This window comes from Aeromonas sp. SCS5 (assembly GCF_001887375.1).
In the GTDB taxonomy this organism is placed as follows: domain Bacteria; phylum Pseudomonadota; class Gammaproteobacteria; order Enterobacterales; family Aeromonadaceae; genus Aeromonas; species Aeromonas jandaei.
On record NZ_LFCS01000018.1, the window covers coordinates 18524 to 38195 of the forward strand.

The 19672-nt window shown below is 58.3% G+C and carries 17 protein-coding genes; 14 read left to right on the plus strand and 3 right to left on the minus strand.

All coding sequences use genetic code 11. The annotated features are described in order from the left end of the window. Positions 1-35 precede the first annotated feature (35 nt). From glyQ to BS300_RS19330, 4 genes are all read left to right on the plus strand, one after another. Positions 36-959, plus strand: coding sequence for a glycine--tRNA ligase subunit alpha (gene glyQ / locus BS300_RS19315; RefSeq protein ID WP_005339464.1), 924 nt, complete (start codon positions 36-38; stop codon positions 957-959). Positions 960-968: 9 nt separating this feature from the next. Further along, positions 969-3038 carry a glycine--tRNA ligase subunit beta gene (glyS, locus tag BS300_RS19320; RefSeq protein ID WP_071914718.1) on the plus strand — a complete coding sequence of 690 codons (2070 nt, stop codon included), beginning with the start codon at positions 969-971 and terminating at the stop codon, positions 3036-3038. Between the two features lie 70 nt (positions 3039-3108). Then, positions 3109-3729, plus strand: coding sequence for a hypothetical protein (locus BS300_RS21230; protein ID WP_143241858.1), 621 nt, complete (start codon positions 3109-3111; stop codon positions 3727-3729). A 612-nt stretch (positions 3730-4341) separates the two neighbouring features. Then, positions 4342-5106, plus strand: a complete 765-nt coding sequence (locus tag BS300_RS19330) for an EAL domain-containing protein (protein ID WP_071914721.1) — start codon at positions 4342-4344, stop codon at positions 5104-5106. An 87-nt stretch (positions 5107-5193) separates the two neighbouring features. On the opposite strand, the gene BS300_RS19335 is transcribed toward BS300_RS19330, so the two are convergent. Continuing rightward, positions 5194-7233 carry a bacteriohemerythrin gene (locus tag BS300_RS19335; RefSeq protein WP_071914723.1) on the minus strand — a complete coding sequence of 680 codons (2040 nt, stop codon included), beginning with the start codon at positions 7231-7233 and terminating at the stop codon, positions 5194-5196. A gap of 320 nt (positions 7234-7553) precedes the next feature. On the opposite strand from BS300_RS19335, the gene BS300_RS19340 reads away from it, so the two are divergent. Next, positions 7554-7958: a g-type lysozyme inhibitor gene (locus BS300_RS19340; RefSeq protein WP_071914724.1), complete on the plus strand. Its 405-nt coding sequence runs from the start codon at positions 7554-7556 to the stop codon at positions 7956-7958. 168 nt (positions 7959-8126) lie between these two features. On the opposite strand, the gene BS300_RS19345 is transcribed toward BS300_RS19340, so the two are convergent. Further along, the gene (locus BS300_RS19345) at positions 8127-8831 is read right to left on the minus strand and encodes a GntR family transcriptional regulator (RefSeq protein ID WP_005357335.1); all 705 of its coding nucleotides are present in this window, start codon (positions 8829-8831) and stop codon (positions 8127-8129) included. Positions 8832-9113: 282 nt separating this feature from the next. On the opposite strand from BS300_RS19345, the gene BS300_RS19350 reads away from it, so the two are divergent. Together BS300_RS19350 and BS300_RS19355 are read left to right on the plus strand one after the other, a co-directional pair. Continuing rightward, positions 9114-10703 carry an alpha-glucoside-specific PTS transporter subunit IIBC gene (locus BS300_RS19350; protein ID WP_071914725.1) on the plus strand — a complete coding sequence of 530 codons (1590 nt, stop codon included), beginning with the start codon at positions 9114-9116 and terminating at the stop codon, positions 10701-10703. Next, entirely contained in the window at positions 10700-12025 is a 1326-nt protein-coding gene (locus BS300_RS19355) for a 6-phospho-alpha-glucosidase (protein ID WP_216994919.1), read from the plus strand. The genes BS300_RS19350 and BS300_RS19355 overlap by 4 nt, the downstream gene beginning before the upstream one ends. A gap of 62 nt (positions 12026-12087) precedes the next feature. On the opposite strand, the gene BS300_RS19360 is transcribed toward BS300_RS19355, so the two are convergent. Further along, positions 12088-13092 carry a substrate-binding domain-containing protein gene (locus BS300_RS19360; RefSeq protein ID WP_033112863.1) on the minus strand — a complete coding sequence of 335 codons (1005 nt, stop codon included), beginning with the start codon at positions 13090-13092 and terminating at the stop codon, positions 12088-12090. 434 nt (positions 13093-13526) lie between these two features. Between BS300_RS19360 and BS300_RS19365 the strand changes: the two genes are divergently transcribed. The 7 genes from BS300_RS19365 to glpG all read left to right on the plus strand — a co-directional run bounded on the left by BS300_RS19365 (position 13527) and on the right by glpG (position 19667). Continuing rightward, a complete protein-coding gene (locus BS300_RS19365) occupies positions 13527-14648 on the plus strand; it encodes a branched-chain amino acid ABC transporter substrate-binding protein (protein ID WP_071914729.1) in 1122 nt (373 codons plus the stop codon). A gap of 66 nt (positions 14649-14714) precedes the next feature. Further along, a complete protein-coding gene (gene livH, locus BS300_RS19370) occupies positions 14715-15641 on the plus strand; it encodes a high-affinity branched-chain amino acid ABC transporter permease LivH (RefSeq protein WP_033112865.1) in 927 nt (308 codons plus the stop codon). Next, the gene (locus BS300_RS19375) at positions 15641-16909 is read left to right on the plus strand and encodes a high-affinity branched-chain amino acid ABC transporter permease LivM (RefSeq protein WP_033112866.1); all 1269 of its coding nucleotides are present in this window, start codon (positions 15641-15643) and stop codon (positions 16907-16909) included. The genes livH and BS300_RS19375 overlap by 1 nt, the downstream gene beginning before the upstream one ends. After that, entirely contained in the window at positions 16906-17679 is a 774-nt protein-coding gene (gene livG, locus BS300_RS19380) for a high-affinity branched-chain amino acid ABC transporter ATP-binding protein LivG (protein WP_041210591.1), read from the plus strand. The genes BS300_RS19375 and livG overlap by 4 nt, the downstream gene beginning before the upstream one ends. Before the next feature lie 10 nt (positions 17680-17689). Further along, positions 17690-18391, plus strand: coding sequence for an ATP-binding cassette domain-containing protein (locus BS300_RS19385; protein WP_071914731.1), 702 nt, complete (start codon positions 17690-17692; stop codon positions 18389-18391). 122 nt (positions 18392-18513) lie between these two features. Continuing rightward, positions 18514-18837, plus strand: coding sequence for a thiosulfate sulfurtransferase GlpE (glpE, locus tag BS300_RS19390; protein WP_043850512.1), 324 nt, complete (start codon positions 18514-18516; stop codon positions 18835-18837). After that, positions 18834-19667: a rhomboid family intramembrane serine protease GlpG gene (glpG, locus tag BS300_RS19395; protein WP_071914732.1), complete on the plus strand. Its 834-nt coding sequence runs from the start codon at positions 18834-18836 to the stop codon at positions 19665-19667. Before glpE ends, glpG begins: the two co-directional genes overlap by 4 nt. Positions 19668-19672 lie beyond the last annotated feature (5 nt).

Genomic DNA, 19672 nt, shown 5'->3' on the forward strand with positions numbered 1-19672 from the left:
TCTTGCTCTGATTTTCATTTCGCGCGAAAAAAATTATGCAAAAATTCGATGTCAAAACCTTTCAGGGCCTGATCCTGCAGCTGCAGGACTATTGGTCCCGCCAGGGCTGTACCATCATTCAGCCGCTGGATATGGAAGTGGGTGCCGGTACTTCCCACCCCATGACCTGTCTGCGTGCCCTGGGCCCGGAGCCCATCGCCTGCGCTTACGTGCAACCGTCCCGCCGTCCGACTGACGGCCGCTACGGTGAAAACCCGAACCGCCTGCAGCACTACTACCAGTTCCAGGTGATCATCAAGCCTTCCCCCGACAACATTCAGGAACTCTATCTGGGCTCCCTGAAAGAGCTGGGTATGGATCCTGAAATCCACGACATCCGCTTCGTGGAAGACAACTGGGAAAACCCGACTCTGGGTGCCTGGGGTCTGGGTTGGGAAGTGTGGCTGAACGGCATGGAAGTGACCCAGTTCACCTACTTCCAGCAAGTTGGCGGCCTCGAGTGCAAGCCGGTCACCGGCGAGATCACCTACGGTCTCGAGCGTCTGGCCATGTACATTCAGGGCGTCGACAGCGTCTACGATCTGGTCTGGTCTGACGGCCCGCTGGGCAAGACCACCTATGGCGACGTGTTCCACCAGAACGAAGTGGAGCAATCCACCTACAACTTCGAACACGCCGATGTGGAGTTCCTGTTCCACTGCTTCGAGCAGTACGAGAAGGAAGCCCAGAATCTGCTGGCACTGGAAAAACCGCTGCCGCTGCCTGCCTACGAGCGCATTCTCAAAGCCGCTCACTCCTTCAACCTGCTGGATGCCCGCAAGGCCATCTCGGTCACCGAGCGTCAGCGCTACATCCTGCGCATTCGCACCCTGACCAAGGCCGTGGCAGAGGCATACTACGCCTCCCGCGAAGCGCTGGGCTTCCCTATGTGTCAGCGCAGTGAGAACAAGCAAGGTTAAGGAACGGACATGGCACAACATACATTTCTGGTAGAGATCGGTACTGCTGAGCTGCCGCCCAAAGCCCTGCGCTCCCTGGCCGAAGCCTTTGCCGACAACTTCAAAGCCGAACTGACCAAGGCCGATCTGGCCTTTGGCGACGTTGAGTGGTTTGCTTCACCGCGCCGTCTGGCGCTGAAGGTAAGCGAGCTGGCTGGCGAACAGCCGAGCAAGAGCGTCGAGAAGCGCGGCCCGGCCGTGGCTCAGGCGTTCGATGCCGAAGGCAAGCCGACCAAGGCTGCCGAAGGCTGGGCCCGTGGCAACGGCATCAGCGTTGAGCAGGCCGAGCGTCTGGTCACCGACAAGGGTGAGTGGCTGGTTCACACCGCCAAGGTCGAAGGCCGTCCGGCCAAAGAATTGCTGGGCGAACTGGTCGCCTCCGCACTGGCCAAACTGCCGATCCCGAAAATGATGCGCTGGGGCGACAAGACCATCCAGTTCGTGCGTCCGGTCTTCACCGTGACCCTGCTGCTGGATGGCGAGCTGGTTCCTGCTCACATTCTGGGTATCGACTCTGCCCGCACCCTTCGCGGTCACCGCTTTATGGGCGAGAGCGAGTTCACCATCGACAACGCCAGCCAGTACCCGCAGATCCTGCAGGAGCGCGGCATGGTGATTGCCGACTTCATGGCGCGCAAGGCCAAGATCAAGGCTGACGTCGAAGCGGCCGCTGCCGCCTTCGGTGGCGTAGCCGATCTGGACGACGCCCTGCTGGAAGAAGTGACCGCACTGGTCGAGTGGCCGGTGGTGCTGACCGCCAACTTCGAAGAGAAGTTCCTGGCCGTTCCGGCTGAAGCGCTGGTTCACACCATGAAGGGTGACCAGAAGTACTTCCCGGTCTACGACAAGAACGGCAAGCTGCTGCCGAAGTTCATCTTCGTCACCAACATCGAGTCCAAAGACCCGAGCCAGATCATCAGCGGCAACGAGAAGGTGGTTCGCCCCCGTCTCTCTGACGCCGAGTTCTTCTTCAAGACCGACCTCAAGCAAACCCTGGCCTCCCGCCTGCCGCGCCTTGAAACCGTGCTGTTCCAGCAACAGCTGGGCACCGTCAAGGCCAAGGTCGAGCGCATCGAGACCGTCGCCGGCTTTATCGCCGAGCGCATCGGCGCCGACGTGGCTCAGGCCAAGCGTGCCGGTCTGCTCTCCAAGTGTGACCTGATGACCAACATGGTCGGCGAGTTCACCGACACCCAGGGTGTCATGGGGATGCACTACGCCCGTCACGATGGCGAAGACGAAGCAGTAGCTGTGGCCCTCAACGAGCAGTACATGCCGCGCTTTGCCGGTGATGCCCTGCCGTCCGGTCTGGTTGCCTGCGCCGTCGCGCTGGCCGACAAGTTCGACACCCTGGCCGGTATCTTCGGCATCGGCATGCTGCCGAAGGGTGACAAAGACCCGTTCGCCCTGCGTCGCGCCGCCATCGGTGCCCTGCGCATCATGACCGAGAAGCAGCTGGATCTGGATCTGGTTGAACTGGTTGAAGAAGCGGTACGCGTCTACGGCGACAAGCTGACCAACAAAACCGTCGTTACCGACGTGGTCGACTTTATGCTGGGCCGCTTCCGCGCCGCCTATCAGGACGAAGGCATCGGTGCCGACGTGGTGCTGGCCGTACTGGCCCGCCGCCCGACCCGTCCGCTCGACTTCGATCGTCGCGTCAAGGCCGTCAGCCATTTCCGCACGCTGGATGCCGCGCTGGCACTGGCTGCCGCCAACAAGCGCGTGAGCAACATTCTGGCCAAGGTCGAAGGCGAACTGCCGACTGCCGTCAAACCAGAACTGCTGGTCGATGCCGCCGAGAAGGCACTGGCCACCCAGGTTGCCGAACTGCAAGCCGAACTGGCCCCGCTGTTCGCTGCCGGTGACTATCAGGCTGCCCTCACCCGTCTGGCCGCCCTGCGCGAGCCGGTCGACACCTTCTTCAACGAGGTGATGGTGATGGCCGATGACGAGGCCCTCAAGGCCAACCGTCTGGCGCTGCTGAACAACCTGCGCAACCTGTTCCTGCAAGTCGCGGATATCTCGCTGCTGCAGTGATTCTGGTTGAATCAGTGATATTAAAAACGGCGCCGTAAAGGCGCCGTTTTTTGAAAAGGGAAAAATATATATGAGTGACGACTCTGAAGAAAAAGTTAATCTTTTATTAAAAGGCAATGGTGATGTAAAACTAATATATGAAAAACCATCATATAAAACAGAGGCTCTTTTAAACGTTGTAGACGATAACGGTCAGCCCCTTAAGATTTCAGTAGAAACAGCCACTGATTGGCCCATTGTAATTGCGACTCTTATAGTAGGTTTTGGGAGTATTCTTACAAGCGCCATTGTGGCACGGATAAGCTACATAAACCAACGCAGTCAAATAAGATCTAACATTGCAGCTTTTAGACAAAAGTGGCAAGAAGAGTTACGTAGTGCTTCTGCTGAGTTTTTCTCTTGCGCTATGCGTGTCCACTATGACATAACACATGCAAACAAGACATTAACACCTGAAAAAATTAGCGAGCTAACACACTGTCAAGTCAGGATGGAATTAATGCTCGATAAAAATAAGGATGATAATAAAAAGATTGAGCAGTCCATAGAAAAAGTATTAACTCTTGCTCAAGGTATTGATAGCGATGCCTTTACTAACGAAATGAATAACCTACAGATTTTAGTCAGTCAGACATTAGAAAAAGCATGGGTGGATATTAAAAATGATCTCCGTGGTATATCTCCACATTAAAATTTCAAACGCTTAGCTTATAGCATGTTAGTTCAATTAGCCGTTCGACGTAATCGGACGTTCGCGTAAATAGATTCTCCCGCCATCACGGCCAGCCGAATTTCCCCCTCCGACTGGCCGCTCCTGTTGCACGGCAACAACCGCAATCAAAGCCTCTCTATCGTCCGATTACGCTGCGCTAATCGAACCTACAGGGCTAATCGAACCAACAGGGCATTGGCTGGCGCTCTATGCCGGTTGATCAAGATCGGCCATTGCCCTTTGCGGGCCGTGGACGGGCCAAACTGCGGCATCAGAGCAAGCCGCAAGCTTGCATAAGTAAAAATTGGGTCATTATCCGAAAACCCATAAATTCTGTTTATACCGACTACCTTGGCGGAGTTGGCGGCCACCAGCGGCGATAACGGGTGCCTGCGGGGCATCGCCCGATCTCTGGCAAATAAGCGGAGCCCCCACTCATCCGCCCTTGCCGCATATCTTGCAGAAAACGGGGTAACGTTTGGTACCTCAGGGGGAGTGGCTGCGTATTACCGGGAAATTACCCTGCTGGCGAAGCCGAGCTGTTATCATTTGAGTCAGTTCCCAGCGCCGCCACGCCCCGAGAGGAGAGTCATGGATATACCTGCCGCCCCGTCCCCCGCCATCTGCCAGCTGTGTCAGGAGAAAGCAGATCTCGACTTCGACTTCACCATGGCCTTTCAGCCCATCGTCGATTGCAGCAAGCGCACCATCTTCGGCTACGAGGCGCTGGTGCGGGGGCTCAACAATGAGCCGGCGCAGAGCGTGATTGCCCGGGTCAACGACGGCAATCGCTACCGCTTCGACCAGCTGTGCCGGATCAAGGCCATCGCACTGGCCGCCCGGCTCGATATGCGGGGCATGCTGAGCATCAACTTTCTGCCCAATGCGGTCTACCGCCCGGAGCGCTGCATCCGCACCACCCTGCAGGCGGCCCGTGAGCATCTCTTTCCCATCGAGCAGATCATGTTCGAGTTCACCGAGGTGGAGCAGGTGCTGGATAACCGCCATATTCGCGGCATCGTCGATCACTATCAGGCGCTCGGCTTCAAGACGGCGATCGATGACTTTGGCGCCGGTTACTCGGGCCTCAGCCTGCTGGCCGATTTTCGCCCCGACATCGTCAAGCTCGACATGCACCTGCTGCGCGGCATCGACCATGACCCGACCCGGCAAGCCATAGTGCGCCACTCTCTGGCCCTGCTTGCAGAGTTGCAGATCACCCCGCTGGCGGAGGGGGTCGAGACCCGCGAAGAGATGACCTGCCTGCGGGAGATGGGCGTCAGCCTGATGCAGGGCTATCTGTTTGCCCGCCCCGGCTTCGAAACCCTGCCCGAGGTGGATTTCGCCAGCCTGTAAGCGGCTGCTGCTACTCCTGCTTTGCCATCAACGAATCGAGGCGCCATGGGCACCTCGATTCGTTTGGTTGTTGGGCAAGCGGCGGGATCAGTGGATCCCGGCGGCGTTGAGCTCGGTGACATACTGCTTGTCGACCCGGAAGATATGGTCGATCAGCCAGCTCTTGAGGAACATGACGATATTGAGGTCGGCATCGGGCTCGCCGCGGGCAAAGCTGCCGAGGTGGCGCTCCAGATCCTGCAGCAGTTTGACATGAACCCCCTTGTGGGGAGTGAGCTGGCTGTAACCAGCCCGCTCCATCAGCTTCTCTTCGTCCAGCAGGTGCTGTTTGGCCAGCCCCACCAGCCGATCGAGCCGCTGTTTCACCTGATCGCTGCCGCTGCCATCCTGAATGGCGCGGTAGAGCTGGTTCATGGCATCGAACAGGCCGATATGCTGGCGATCTATCTCGGCCACCTGCACGCTGAAGGCCTCGCTCCAGTGGACGATATCCTCGTTATTGGCGTGCTCGGTGCGGTGGCTGACCTGGAACTGGCTGCCTAGCAGGCGGATCTCTTCGCTGCCAAAGCCCACCTCCTTGGTGCTGCGGGAGCTTTGCAGGGTGAGCGCCAACGTCTGGTGGGCGATGTCGGCCACCTGTACCACGCTGCGGTTGGTCTCTTCAGCCACTTGTGACTGCTGCTCGGCGGCGGTGGCAATCTGGGTGTTGAGCCCGGTGATGCGCTCGACCGCCGAGACGATGGCGTGCAGGGTCTGCCCCGCTTCGCCCGCCTGCACCACCGCCTGTTCGCTCTGACGGGTGGTCTCGTGCATGGTGCTGACCGCTTCGCTGGTGCGCCGCTGCAGCTGCTCAATCTTCTGCTGGATCTCGACGGTGGCGTTCTGGGTACGGCTCGCCAGGGTGCGTACCTCGTCGGCCACCACCGCAAAGCCGCGTCCCTGCTCGCCAGCGCGGGCCGCTTCTATGGCGGCGTTGAGGGCCAGCAGGTTGGTCTGTTCGGAGATGGCGCGGATGGCGTTGACGATCTCGCCGATCTGGTTGCTCTCCTGCTCCAGCCGGTTGATGGTGCCAGCCGCCTGCTCCATACCGCTGGCGACCTTGTGGATCATCTCCATCGCCTCTTCGACCCGACCCTGCCCGGTCAGCGCCTCACGCTGGGTCTGCTCGGTCTCCAGCCGCGCCTCTTCGGTGTTGCGGGCGATCTCCTGCACCGTGCTGGCCATCTCGTTGATGGCGGTGGCCAGCATGTCGGTATTGGTCTGCACCTGAACCATCCCCTGTCGGGTGCGATCGGTCTGCTCTTTCAGGCCACCGATCCTGTGGTTGTTCTGCTCCGCCACACCCTGCACTGTGGCTATGATGTGGTCCACATCACCAATAAAGTGGTTGAACGTGAGCGCCAGCTTGGCAAATTCATCCCGCCCGATCACCGGCAGGCGAAAGGTGAGGTTCTTGCTGCCGTGAGCCAGGTTCTCGAGGTTGCGATCCAGCTGCTTGAGCGGCACCAGCACCTTGAGCAGCAGAACGCCCAGAATGGCGAGCACCAGCAGGCAGGTGAGCAGACGCAGCGCCACCATCTGGGTCTCGAAACTATCTTGCAGCGCGAGGTTGGAGGCACGGTCGGCTGCCAACTCCTGCCCGTGGCGCTGCAACGCCCCGCCAACCTGATCGGCAATGGACGCGGAGATCACGTCAAACCCGCTCCCCTCTGCTTTCATCACCCGGTTGCCCGCTTCGGCCCCCTGCTGCTGATAGGCGGTGACCATCTGTTGGCCCACCGCCATCTGCTGTTGTAGCAGTTGCTGCAGATCAAGCTTGTCCTCCGCCAGTGAAGGCAACAGAGCCTGCGCAGCTTCTGAGTGGCTGCGTGCCTCGGACATTGAGCCGGCATCGCCGGTCAGGGAGGCATCGGTCAGAAACTGCTGGATCTGGGTGGTGTGGTAGCGCAGCTCCTGCAACAGGTTCTGGGTGCTATTGAGGTGGGCGGTCTCTTCATCCATGGCGGCCATCTGTCGACTCAAGCGCTGATCCAGCGCGCTGGTCGCAAACAGGGTGAACACTATCAGGGCAACGCACCACAGGGTGAAGGTTCGCAGGGAGTAGAGGGCAAGCCAGCGATACAGCATACAACGTCCTCGTCAGGTTGAGTCCATGTCCATGTTCGGTGTCAGTGTTGAGTTTAGAGGGTTAATTTCCCATTTTTCCTCTTCACCTCATCTTAGCGGCCAAACGACCTTTTTGCGGATCGGCCTGTATCAGGAGCACGGCCCTGATCACATATCCGTTTGCCTCCATGGGATAACTGGCCGCATAAAGATCGCGACCCGTTGACCATAAACGACCACACTTGGTGATGTTACCGGGTCATGACGCAGCATCTGGTAAGCTACCGGCGTAAAACCGCAGGCTTTGTTGATTAAAAAGTTAATAAACAGGGGGTTGAGAGATGAAGAGATCCATAATGGCCGTCTTGCTGACTCTGGCCATGGCAACCGGTGCTCAGGCGGCCGACAAGGTGACGACCGTGCCGGTGCAGTTCACCAAGGGGGCCCACAGTGCCCAGATCAAGGGCACCTTCGCAGGCTATGACACCATCAACTACACGCTGGTCGCCAAAGCGGGCCAGACCATGACTGTCGGCATCTCCGGCAGCAGCAATGCCAACTTCAACGTCTTTGCCCCCGGCGCGGTGCCCGGTCAGGCCGAAGCGCTCAGCTCGGGCGCAGTCGGCGAGCAGTGGCAGGGCAAGCTGCCTGCCTCCGGCAAATATCTGATCCAGGTCTATCAGATGCGCGCCTCCGCCCGCCGTGGCGAGCAGGTGCCCCATACCCTGTCGGTCTCTATCCAGTAATTCTTTCCGGCTCAGCTATGACCGAGTAACCACGCAATGAAAAAGGGCTGACATCGCTGTCAGCCCTTTGATTATCAGCGCCATGACTAACGTTCTAGCCCGGTCATCTCCTGCTTCATAAGGTACCAGGCATCCCTGCAATACCCAGCCCGCAGGCTGGCGAGCAGATTAACGAAAACGATGCAGGTGGTAGTCGACATGGTAGTCGTTACCATTGCGGAACATGATGGAGTAGTTGAGGAACTCTCCGCTCTCGCTGTATGAGAGTGAGGTGAGCCGCAGGATAGGGGCTCCCTGCTCAATATGGAGCAGCTCGGCAGTCACCCGATCGGCCAGCACGGCACTGAAGCACTCATAGTTACCCGCAATCGCGATGCCGCACTCCCGTTCGATATAGTCGAATTTTGACCCTTCCAGATGGGCGACCGACAGATTGCGAAACAGCCTGACCGGCATGTAGCTCTCTTCCAGCAGCAGAGCTCGGCCATCCACCGAGCGGATCCGGCTGGAGTAATAGACGGGTTCATTCACCTTCACCCGCAGCTGACTGGCGATGGCTGGTGGCGCAGGCATGGTGCGAAATTCCAACACCTGGCTGGTCAAAGTGCGCCCCTGCTCGCGCATCAGTTCGGTAAATCCGCTCAGCCCTTTGGTCTCATGCTGGACATCCTTTTTCGTCACATAGGTGCCGCTGCCGTGGCGCCGCTCGACCAATCCCCACTCGATCAACATGTCTACCGCTTTGCGGATGGTCATGCGGGAGACTCCATACTGTTCTGCCAGCGCTTTTTCGCCTGGCAACACATCTCCCACCCGGCACTCGGCACCGTTTACCCTGATCCTGAGTCGATCAGCCACCGATTTATAGATCACTGCTAGACATCCCCTGTTGCACTGACACCCACCACCTTCCCTTTTATGAATTTATATAAGCAAGTTAAAACAACCACTTATCGTTCAAAAAAAGCTGTAAAAACACTACCAAATAAAGAGGTACAACAATATCTCAAAAGTTAGACATCTTTGTCTAAATAACTGCATGCGTCAGATCACATAATTCCAAGATATTTCATGAGGTATCTTTTTATCGTTGCTAATTTGCATCTGGCAACACCGGCAAGGATTCGATTAGCTATTTCAACCAAGGGATAATATATGCTCAGTCAAATTCAACGCTTTGGCGGAGCAATGTTCACTCCTGTACTGCTTTTTCCTTTTGCAGGTATGGTAGTAGGCATTGCAATTATGCTGAAAAACCCGATGTTTGTCGGTGAATCACTGGCAAATCCACAAGGACTGTTTTTCCAGATAATCCATATTATTGAAGAGGGTGGCTGGACAGTATTCAGAAATATGCCGCTAATATTTGCAATTGGCTTGCCAATCGGCCTGGCAAATAAGGCACAAGCCAGAGCCTGTCTGGCTGTATTGGTCAGTTTCATGACTTGGAACTATTTTATCAACGCCATGGGGATGACCTGGGGAAATTATTTTGGGGTCGACTTCAGTCAAGATGTAGGGGGCGAAAGTGGCCTCGCCATGGTCGCGGGAATCAAGACCCTGGATACCAGCATCATAGGGGCCATCGCCATCTCCGGCATCGTGACGGCACTGCACAACCGTCTGTTTGATCGCCAACTGCCGGTCTTTCTCGGCATCTTTCAGGGCAGCTCCTTTGTCACCATTGTCGCCTTCTTCGTGATGATCCCCTGTGCCTGGCTGACACTGCTCGGTTGGCCAAAAGTACAGATGGGCATCGCCTCCCTGCAGAACTTCATGCTGGTTTCGGGTCCGGTCGGGGTGTGGGTGTACACCTTCCTCGAGCGAATTTTGATCCCGACCGGCCTGCATCACTTTATCTACGGCCCCTTCATCTTCGGCCCTGCAGCAGTGGAGGGTGGCATTCAACTCTACTGGGCACAGCACATGCTGGAGTTCAGCCAGAGCACTCGCCCGTTGATTGAGCAGTTCCCTCAGGGTGGTTTTGCCCTGCATGGCAACTCGAAGATTTTCGGTGCCATGGGGATTGCTCTGGCCATCTACGCCACAGCAGCCAAAGAGAACAAGGCCAAGGTAGCAGGCCTGCTGATCCCGGCCACCCTGACCGCCATTCTGGTCGGTATCACCGAGCCGCTGGAGTTCACCTTCCTCTTCATCTCACCGCTGCTGTTTGCCATCCACGCCCTGCTGGCAGCAACCATGTCGACGGTAATGTATCTGTTTGGTGTGGTCGGCAACATGGGCGGGGGGCTGCTCGACCAGTTCCTGCCGCAGAACTGGATACCCATGTTCCACAACCATGCGGGAATGATGTTCACTCAGATCGCAATCGGGTTGGTCTTTACCGGAATCTGGTTCCTGGTATTTCGCGCACTGATTATCCGCCTCAATCTAAAAACACCGGGGCGGGAAGACAGTGAAATAAAGCTTTATTCAAAATCAGATTATCAGGCAGCCAAAAAACAGCGTGGTAGTGATAGCGCAGCGCAAATTATCGAAGCGCTTGGTGGAGTCAAAAATATACGCAGCCTGAATAATTGCGCTACCCGCTTAAGAATATCTTTGGCTAACAGCAAGCTGTCCGCAGCAGATGAGGAGTTTATTAAATTGGGTGCCCATGGGGTCGTCCGCCATGGCGATAGTATCCAGGTAATTATCGGTCTGCATGTACCTCAGGTACGTGAAAATATGGAATCGATTATGAACAACAGTCATCAACAATCGTCTTTAGTAATGGAGTCATGATCATGAAAAAATTCTCTGTAGTCATTGCCGGTGGTGGCAGCACTTTTACTCCTGGTATCGTTCTGATGTTGCTGGAAAATCAGCATCGCTTCCCACTCAAGGAGATCAAATTCTACGACAACGATGGTGCCCGCCAGGAGATCATCGCCGAAGCCTGCAAAATCCTGCTGAAAGAGAAGGCTCCCGAGATCGCCTTCAGCTATGGCACCGACCCCAAAGCAGCGTTTAGCGATGTAGATTTCGTCATGGCCCATATCCGGGTTGGCAAATATCCGATGCGCGAGCTGGACGAGAAGATCCCGCTGCGTCATGGCGTGGTCGGTCAGGAGACCTGCGGCCCGGGCGGTATCGCCTATGGCATGCGCTCCATCGGCGGGGTGCTGGAGCTGGTCGACTATATGGAGCAGTACTCACCCAATGCCTGGATGCTCAACTACTCCAACCCGGCCGCCATTGTGGCTGAAGCGACCCGTCGCCTGCGTCCCAACGCCAAAATCCTCAACATCTGCGACATGCCGATCGGGATCGAGGGGCGCATGGCCCAGATTGCCGGTCTCAAATCCCGCAAAGAGATGCGGGTACGCTACTACGGCCTCAACCACTTTGGCTGGTGGACCCGCATCGAGGATCTGGAAGGCAACGACCTGATGCCGAAGATCAAGGAGCACGTCGCCCGCCACGGCTATGTGCCCAATAGCGCCAGCCATGCCGAAGCAAGCTGGAACGATACCTTCGCCAAGGCCAGGGATGTATGGGCGCTCGACCCGGATACCCTGCCCAACACCTATCTGAAGTACTACCTCTACCCGGACTATGTGGTGGCACACTCCAACCCGGAACACACCCGTGCCAACGAGGTGATGGAGCACCGCGAGAAGCAGGTCTTCACCGCCTGTAGCGACATAGTCAAGGCAGGTAATTCAGCAGCGGGCGAGCTGGAGATAGATGAGCACGCCTCCTATATCGTTGACCTGGCAACCGCCATTGCCTTCAACACCCAGGAGCGGATGCTGCTGATCGTTCCGAATCGCGGCGCCATCCCCAACTTTGACCCGGAAGCCATGGTCGAGATCCCCTGCCTAGTCGGCAGCAGCGGGCCAGAGCCGTTGCAAGTGGGCAGCATCCCGCTGTTCCAGCAGGGCATGATGGGCCAGCAGGTCGCGGTCGAGAAACTGGTGGTCGAAGCCTGGGTCGAGCACTCTTACCAGAAGCTGTGGCAAGCGATCACCCTATCCAAGACAGTGCCCAGTGCATCGGTAGCCAAGTCCATTCTCGATGACTTGATAGAGGCCAACAAAGCCTACTGGCCGGAACTGAAGTAAACCGCCCATAAACAGAAACCCCCTCGCGATGGAGGGGGTTTCTCGTTGCAAACAGGGCAGGATCAGCGCAGCGGCTTGACCGAGCGACGGACGATCAGCTCTGGCTGTACCGTCATCGACTCCACTTCCAGCTCCTTGTTGCGGATCCGGCTGACCAGATGTTTCACCGCCAGCTGGCCCAGTTCGGCCTTCGGATGGCGGATGGTTGTCAGCGGCGGGCTGGAGAAGCGCGCCATCTCCACGTCGTCGTAGCCGATGATGGAGATATCGTCCGGCACCTTGATCCCGGCTTCCCAGGCAGCGCAGATGGCGCCGATCGCCATGGGATCGTCGAAGGCAAACACCGCAGTCGGGCGAGGCTGCAGGGTCAGGATGCGCTGCATGGCATCGAAACCGCTCTGGCTCTCGTAATCCCCTTCAAAGATCTGCTCCTCTTTCAGGGTCAGACCATGTTCGCCCAGCGCATCGCGCACCCCGTCCAGTCGCTGCTGGGTGGTCGGCTTGGAGAGCTGACCCGTGATGCAGACGATGTCGCGGTGGCCCTGCTCCATCAGATAGCGCATGGCCATGCGCGCACCGGTACGGGCGTTGTCATTGATAACGTTGGCGAAATCGCACTCGGTTCCCCAATCCAGCACCACCTGCGGCACGTTCTTGTGGATGCGCAGCATGTCGCGCAGCTGAGCGTCGATGTCGGTACCAAGCACCAGCAGGCCATCCACCCGCTTCTCCATCAGCATGCGCAGATAGTGCTGCTGACGGGGCGGCTGGTTTTCGGTGTTGCAGAGGATCAGGCTGTAGCCCTGCTCGAAGCAGTAGGCTTCCACCCCTTGCACCACTTCCGCAAAGAAGGGGTTCACGCTGGTGGTGACCAGCATGCCGATGGTTTTGGTCGAATTTATTTTAAGACTGCGCGCTACCGAGTTGGGCGCGTAGTTGAGTTCTGCCACCGCCTCAATCACTTTCTGGGTCGCGTCTTCGCTGACCCGGCGAGTGTGGTTGAGCACATGTGAGACGGTGGAGATGGATACGCCTGCACGGGAGGCGACATCCTTGATTGTTGCCATCTCTGTCTCCTGACTTTCAAAGGCGGAACATTAGCAGATTTCCCGAATAAAGGCTTGGTTTTAACGAGCTCTGCCACGGAATTGTCAATGCTGGCTAATTTAGGCGCTCATTTTTGTTTGCGCAAACGGATTGTGGTCAAAATGGGAGCAGCATCAGGGTAAAATATCGTCAGATTAATCCTCTGGCGTTTATCCACACCGCCTCTGGTTATCGAGATGTTAATATCAACTTTCAAAATTAAACTCTAAATGGTGTTTTAAAACAGGTCATTTCTTTCAAAATACCCGCTCACAACCCCCTCTGGTTAGTATCTTTAACATCTTGTTATTGCCCCGCGAGGAATGATAGAACCTTATCTACTGCCGGACATGCAGGACCTGGATCCGGAAAGGCACACGGGAATGAAACAATCCACTGATTAAAGGATGAATCAATGAATAATTTTGGAAGAATGGCAGTAAAGGCAGCGGTTTCTTTGGCTCTGTTTGGATCAGTTTCCATGGCCCATGCCGCCGATACCATCAAGATCGGCATCGCCGGTCCGGTCACCGGTCCGGTCGCCCAGTACGGTGACATGCAGTTCACCGGCGGCAAGATGGCGGTCGAGCAGATCAACAAGGCAGGCGGCATCAAGGGCAAGCAGATCGAAGCGATCGTCTATGACGATGCCTGCGATCCCAAACAAGCGGTGGCAGTAGCCAACAAGGTAGTGAACGACGGCGTCAAATTCGTGGTCGGCCACCTCTGCTCCGACAACACCCTGCCCGCCTCCGACATCTATGAAGACGAGGGGATCCTGATGATCACCCCCGCCTCCACCAACCCCAAGATCACCGAGCGTGGCTACCAGCTGACCCTGCGCACCATAGGTCTGGATAGCGATCAGGGCCCGACTGCCGCCAAATACATCATCGAGCAGGTCAAACCCAAGCGCGTCGCCGTTATCCACGACAAGAAGCAGTATGGCGAAGGCATCGCCTCCAGCGTGAAAGCGGCGCTGGACAAGGCTGGCGTCAAGGTGGTGGCGTTTGAAGGCATCACTGCCGGTGACAAGGACTTCTCCGCCCTGATCGCCAAGCTGCAGAAAGAGAACGTCGATTTCGTCTACTACGGCGGCTATCACCCGGAGCTGGGTCTGATCCTGCGTCAGGCTGGCGAGAAGGGTCTGAAGGCAAAATTCATGGGCCCGGAAGGGGTGGGTAACAAGGACATCTCCGCCATCGGTGGCCCGGCTTCCGAAGGTCTGCTGGTGACCCTGCCGAACAAGTATGATCTGGTGCCGGCCAACGCCCCGCTGGTTGCGGCGTTCAAGGCCAAGGGTCAGGACTCCTCCGGCCCGTTCGTCTGGACTACCTATGCCGCGGTGCAAACCCTGGCGGCCGGTATCGCCAAGGCGGGTGAAGATGATCCGGCTGCCGTTGCTGCCGCCATCAAGGCTGCACCGGTCGATACCGTGATGGGCCAGCTCAACTGGGCACCGAACGGCGACCTTAAAGGCTTCGAATTCGGTGTGTTCCAGTGGCACGCTGACGGTACCTCTACCCAACTCAAATAATCTGCCGATCGGGGGCGAGCCAACTCGCCCCCTCCTCTCTTTGCGGGCAAGTACAGGGAACGCAGTATGTCCGAACACCTCCTTTATCTCGTTCAGCAGTTGCTGAACGGGTTAACCATAGGCAGCACCTATGCGTTGATCGCCATCGGCTACACCATGGTCTATGGCATCATCGGCATGATCAACTTCGCCCACGGCGAGGTTTACATGATCGGCTCCTATGTCGCTTTCATGGTGATGGCGGGGCTCATGATGATGGGCATCGACAGCACCGTTTTGCTGCTGGGCGGCGCCTTTCTGGTCAGCATCGTCATCACCGGTACCTATGGCTGGACCATAGAGCGGGTCGCCTACCGGCCGCTGCGCGGTGGCAACCGGCTGATCCCCCTCATCTCCGCCATCGGCATGTCGATCTTCCTGCAGAATATGATGCGAATGGCGCAGGGCTCGCGGGATATCGCCATGCCCAGCCTCATCTCCGGTGGCTGGACCCTGGGCGAGGCTGACGGCTTTCAGGCCAGCCTCTCCTATATGCAGCTCATCATCTTCGTCATCACCTTCGTCACCATGCTGGCGCTGACCCAGTTCATCGGCCGCTCCCGCATGGGACGCGCCTGCCGCGCCTGCTCGGAAGATATCAAGATGGCCAACCTGTTAGGGATCGACACCCACGTGGTCATCTCCATCACCTTCGTGCTGGGGGCCGCGCTGGCCGCCGTCGCCGGAGTGCTGCTCGGCATGTACTACGGCGTCATCAACCCCTATCTCGGCTTTATGGCCGGGCTGAAAGCCTTCACCGCCGCGGTATTGGGCGGTATCGGCAGCATTCCCGGCGCTGTGCTGGGCGGTCTGCTGCTCGGCGTAGTGGAAGCGCTCACCGCCGGCTATCTCAGCACCGAATACAAGGATGTGATGGCGTTCGCCCTGCTCATCTTTGTGCTGCTCTTTATGCCTACTGGCATTCTGGGCCGCCCGGAAGTGGAGAAAGTATGATGAAACGCCAATTCATCCATGCCTGCATCGCCAGCCTGGTGCTGCTGGTGCTCTCCTTCTGGCTGCTCGGCTTCAAGCTGGAGACCGATGGCTCCCGTCTGCTGGTGGTTAGTCGCCTCGATGTGTCGCTGGCCTGGCTGCTGGGCGGCGCAACTCTGGTGTTCTGGTTCCAGCTGCTGCGCGGCCAGATTGCCAAGCTGTTCCAGGCATCCATCAGCGGCTTCTCGGTCGGCTTCGGCAAGCTGGTGCTGCCGAGTCAGGAAGAAGCTCCGCGCCTCTACAACACCACCGCCATTCTGGTACTGCTGTTTGCGGTGAGCTGGCCCTTTATGGCCTCTCGCGGTGCCATCGATCTGGCCACCCTCACCCTGATTTACATCATGCTGGGGCTGGGTCTGAACGTGGTAGTCGGCCTCGCCGGTCTGCTCGATCTCGGCTATGTCGGCTTCTATGCGGTCGGCGCCTACAGCTACGCCCTGCTCAACAACTACTTCGGACTGAGCTTCTGGGAGTGTCTGCCCATCGCCGGTGGGCTGGCGGCCCTGTTCGGCTTCCTGCTCGGCTTCCCGGTGCTGCGGCTGCGGGGGGACTATCTGGCCATCGTCACCCTCGGCTTTGGCGAGATCATCCGGATTCTGCTCAACAACATGACCAGCCTGACCGGCGGCCCCAACGGTATCTCCGGCATTCCCAAACCGACCCTGGGCGGTCTGGAATTCAACCGCACCGTCAAGGATGGCGGCTTCGAGACCTTCCACGAGTTCTTCGGCATCGCCTACAACGCCAACCACAAGGTGATCTTCCTCTACCTGATGGCGCTGGTGCTGGTGATCGCCACCCTGTTCGTCATCAACCGCCTGCTGCGCATGCCGCTGGGCCGCGCCTGGGAAGCGCTGCGGGAAGACGAGATCGCCTGCAAATCGCTGGGGCTCAACCCCACCATCATCAAGCTGACCGCCTTCACCATAGGTGCCACCTTTGCCGGTTTTGCGGGGAGTTTCTTTGCCTCCCGGCAGGGCTTTATCAGCCCGGAATCCTTCGTCTTTATCGAGTCGGCCATCGTGCTCGCCATCGTGGTGCTGGGCGGCATGGGCTCGCAAATCGGGGTGGTGCTGGCGGCCATCGTGATGACTGTGTTGCCCGAGCTGGCCCGCGAGTTCAACGAGTACCGCATGCTGATGTTCGGCCTCTTGATGGTGTTCATGATGATCTGGCGGCCACAGGGATTGCTGCCGATGACCCGTCCGCATCTGGAGTTGAAGAAATGAGTACTCATCAGAAGTTAATGGAAGTCTCTGATCTGTCGATGCGCTTCGGAGGGTTGCTGGCAGTCAACGGGGTCAAGCTGGATATCGACAAGGGCGAGGTGATCTCCATCATCGGCCCCAACGGCGCAGGCAAGACCACCATCTTCAACTGCCTGACCGGCTTCTACCGCCCGAGCGGCGGCACCATCCGCTACAAGGGTGAGGAGATCCAGGGGCTGCCCGGTCACCTCATCGCCCGCAAGGGGATAGTGCGTACCTTCCAGCACGTCCGGCTGTTCAAGGAGATGACGGCGGTGGAGAACCTGCTGGTGGCCCAGCACAGGCACCTCAACACCGGCTTTCTGGCCGGGCTGTTCAAGACCCCCTCGTTCCGCCGTGCTGAAGAGGAGGGGCTGGAGCAGGCCGCCTTCTGGCTGGATAAGGTGGGGCTCAAGGATCTCTCCAACCGCGCCGCCGGTAATCTGGCCTACGGTCAGCAGCGCCGGCTCGAGATCGCCCGCTGCATGGCGACCCGCCCCGAGCTGCTGATGCTGGATGAACCGGCTGCCGGCCTCAACCCGAAGGAGACCGACGAGCTGGATGAGCTCATCATGAGCCTGCGGGATGAATTCGGGGTCTCGGTGCTGCTGATCGAACACGATATGAAGCTGGTGATGGGTATTTCCAACCGCATCTTCGTGGTCAGTCAGGGCACCCCGCTGGCCCACGGCAAGCCGGACGAAATCCGCAACAATCCGGCAGTGATCAAGGCCTATCTGGGCGAGTCGTAAGGAACACAAGATGTTAGAACTTCGCAACGTATCGACCCACTACGGCAAAATTCAGGCACTGCACGACGTCAGCGTCGAGGTGAAAGAGGGGGAAATCGTCACCCTGATCGGTGCCAATGGCGCCGGCAAGACCACCCTGCTGATGACCCTCTGCGGCGAGCCCAAGCCCAGCAGCGGCTCCATCTGGTTCGAGGGGGAGCAGATCAGCGACCTCTCCACCGCCCGCATCATGCGCAAGGATATTGCCGTGGTGCCGGAGGGGCGCCGCATCTTTGCCCGCCTGACGGTGGAAGAGAACTTGCTGATGGGCGCCTTCTTCGTCGACAAGACCGAGCAGCATGGCCTGCTGGATCAGGTGTTTACCCTGTTCCCGCGCCTGCATGAGCGACTGGAGCAACGCGCCGGCACCATGTCCGGCGGCGAGCAGCAGATGCTGGCCATCGGCCGCGCCCTGATGAGCAAGCCGCGCCTGCTGCTGCTGGATGAGCCCTCGCTGGGGCTGGCCCCCATCGTCATCCAGCAGATCTTCGACACCATAGAGCAGCTGCGCCAGAAGGGAATGACCATCTTTCTGGTGGAACAGAACGCCAATCAGGCGCTCAAGCTGGCCGATCGCGGCTATGTGCTGGAGAACGGCCGTGTGGTGCTGCAGGACACGGGAGCAGCACTGCTGGCCAACCCGGCGGTGCGACAGGCTTATCTCGGCGGTTAACCCACTGACCCGCATGCCATATCGACAAGGGAGCCACAGGCTCCCTTATCTTTTGTGGGGTTAGTTTGCGCCCAAGCTTGCGGTACACTGACCGGCAATCAACCTATTCGCAGGACATCCAGATGGACCAGTTTGCCCATATCAATGCCCATGATGCCCACCAGAAACTGAGTGCAGGCGAAGCCCGCCTGGTGGACATTCGCGACCCGCAATCCTTCGCGGCAGCCCACGCGGTCGGCGCCTTCCACCTCACCAACGGCACTCTGGTGCGCTTCATGAACGAGGTGGAGTTCGACACCCCGGTCATCGTGATGTGCTACCACGGCAACAGCAGTCAGGGCGCCGCCCAGTACCTGCTGCAACAGGGGTACGACGAGGTCTACAGTCTGGATGGCGGCTTCGAGGCGTGGCGCCGCGAGTTTCCCATCGAGGCAGGCGAAGCATGATCCAGCTGCTGGTGCTCGACAACGCCCGCATGGCGCAGGCGCTGGTGGACTATCTGGCGACGCTGGGCATCTCCTGCGAGCTGACCCAGTCCGAGCTGGGGGTCACCATCTGGCTGGCTGACGAGCCGCGCCTTGCTCAGGCCCAGCTGGAGGTGAAACGCTTCCTCGCCGAGCCGAACCACCCTCGCTATATGGAGGCCTCCTGGCAATCCGGCCGGGCCGATGCCCGCATCGACTACAGCAAGGGGATGACGGATCCCGTCACTGATTTCCTCCATCAGGCGGGGCCACTGACGCTGGTGGTCATCATCGCCTGTCTCGCCGTCTACGGCATCGATGCCATCGGCCTGCCCATCTACGACGAACTGGCATTCCACCCGACCCTGGCACAGTTCACCGACTGGCAGGCATGGCGCTACTTTACCCCGGCCTTCATCCACTTTTCGGTGCTCCATCTGGTGTTCAACTTGCTGTGGTGGTGGTATCTCGGTGGCCAGATCGAGCAGCGTCTTGGCAGCGGCAAGCTGCTGATCCTGCTGCTGGTGGGCGCCGCCCTGCCCAATATCGCCGAGTTCTTCGCCAGCGGCCCGCTGTTTGGCGGCCTCTCCGGCGTGGTCTATGCCCTGCTCGGCTACTGCTGGCTGCGCAGCAAGCTGCAACCGGCCTGTGGCCTGACTCTGCCACCGGCGCTGATGGGCTTTATGTTGTTCTGGATGGTGCTCGGCTTCTTCGACATGCTCGGCACCAGCACCGCCAATATCGCCCACCTGACCGGTCTGCTGGTCGGCCTGCTGCAAGGCTGGCTGGATCGCAACCACCAGCCGGGTTGATTTTT